The following is a 1,446-nucleotide window of genomic DNA, read 5'->3' on the forward strand; positions in this document are numbered from 1 at the left end:
GACGTTGGCGTCGGTGATGTCGAGGACGCGCGGATGGTCGGCCTTCGGGTCATAGACGACATGGACCTTCATGCCGCGGATGCGTAGGATGTTCGAGCACTACGACCAACATGATCTGCTCGGAAACCCGCTGACGCTGACCGAGACATCTAGCCGAACCAAAGAACTGAAAATAAAAGCGAGAGGTCCCAGGCCGCTCTGCGCCCTGGACTGGCAAATTTCTCCAAAGTTCGGCCAAGCTCCCCACATCGACGCTGACGAGAAGGGTCCGATAGACTGTGAAATGAAAATTTCAGCTGGCTAGAGCTTGCGTTTCGAAACACGGCAGCCAGTTTTGAAGGAGGAGATGATAATGACCAAAGTTCGCGCCCTTGTCCTTGAACGCCAGCACGAGCTTAAGCTGCGTGACATAGATCTGCCCCAGACCGTCGGCCAGGGCCAGGTCCGGATCAAGATCCACACCGTCGGGGTTTGCGGCTCGGACGTCCACTACTATACCCACGGCCGCATTGGCCCGTTTGTCGTCGAAGCACCGATGGTTCTGGGGCATGAAGCCGCCGGGACGATTGTCGAAATTGGCGAAGGCGTCGAGCACCTGGAGATCGGCGACCGCGTTTGCATGGAGCCGGGCATCCCCGACCCGAATTCGCGGGCGAGCCGGCTTGGCCTCTATAACATAGATCCTGCCGTAAGGTTCTGGGCAACCCCTCCTGTCCATGGGGTGCTGACGGCCCATGTCGTTCATCCCGCCAACTACACCTTCAAGATACCCGACAGTATCAGCTTCGGCGAAGGCGCGATGGTGGAGCCTTTCGCCGTGGGGATGCAGGCGGCGACAAAAGCGAAAATCAGCCCAGGCGATACAGCTGTTGTGCTTGGCGCCGGACCAATTGGCACTATGGTCGCGATCGCTGCCCTTGCCGGGGGATGTTCCCGGGCAATTATCGCCGATTTTGCGCAACCCAAGCTCGAAATCGCCGCCGGTTATCAGGGGGTGATCCCGGTCAATCTTCGAGAAGAGGACCTGATGAGAGAGGTCAAGCACTTGACCAACGGCTGGGGCGCCGACGTCGTGTTCGAATGCTCCGGCTCGCCCAAGGCGTGGGAGACGCTTCTTGACCTGCCGAGGCCCGGTGGCGCTGTGGTGGTCGTCGGCCTGCCGGTGGCGCCGGTCCCATTCGACATCGCGACCGCTTCGACCAAGGAAGTCCGTATCGAGACTGTGTTCCGCTATGCCCATCAGTATGAGCGGGCGATTGCTCTTATGGCGTCGGGACGGGTCGACTTAAAGCCACTCATTTCGGCGACCTTTGCCTTCGAGGACTCTATCGCGGCCTTCGACCCGGGGGGCGCCGGCCCGCCCGCCCCCCGGGTACATCACGATCCCCCGGCCCCGTTATTTGTTGCCGGGGGGGGGCAAAGAGTTTAGACGGGCGCCGGGGGGCC

2 protein-coding genes are annotated in these 1,446 nt (G+C 60.9%); both read left to right on the top strand.

Annotated features, from left to right (window positions below; genetic code table 11):
• The first annotated feature begins 88 nt into the window (after positions 1-88).
• Positions 89-304, top strand: a complete 216-nt coding sequence (locus NKH57_RS33690; protein ID WP_352950673.1) for a hypothetical protein — start codon at positions 89-91, stop codon at positions 302-304.
• 48 nt (positions 305-352) lie between these two features.
• Complete coding sequence (locus tag NKH57_RS33695) at positions 353-1,429, top strand: NAD(P)-dependent alcohol dehydrogenase (RefSeq protein WP_352950675.1); 1,077 nt, start codon at positions 353-355, stop codon at positions 1,427-1,429.
• Positions 1,430-1,446: the final 17 nt, after the last annotated feature.

It is taken from the genome of Mesorhizobium sp. M1050 (genome assembly GCF_040318715.1).
GTDB lineage: Bacteria > Pseudomonadota > Alphaproteobacteria > Rhizobiales > Rhizobiaceae > Mesorhizobium.

Bases quoted from the DNA above. Each gene is read 5' to 3' on its own strand.
- NKH57_RS33690 (WP_352950673.1), top strand. From the start codon at position 89: ATGTTCGAGCACTACGACCAACATGATCTGCTCGGAAACCCGCTGACG.
- NKH57_RS33695 (WP_352950675.1), top strand. From the start codon at position 353: ATGACCAAAGTTCGCGCCCTTGTCCTTGAACGCCAGCACGAGCTTAAG.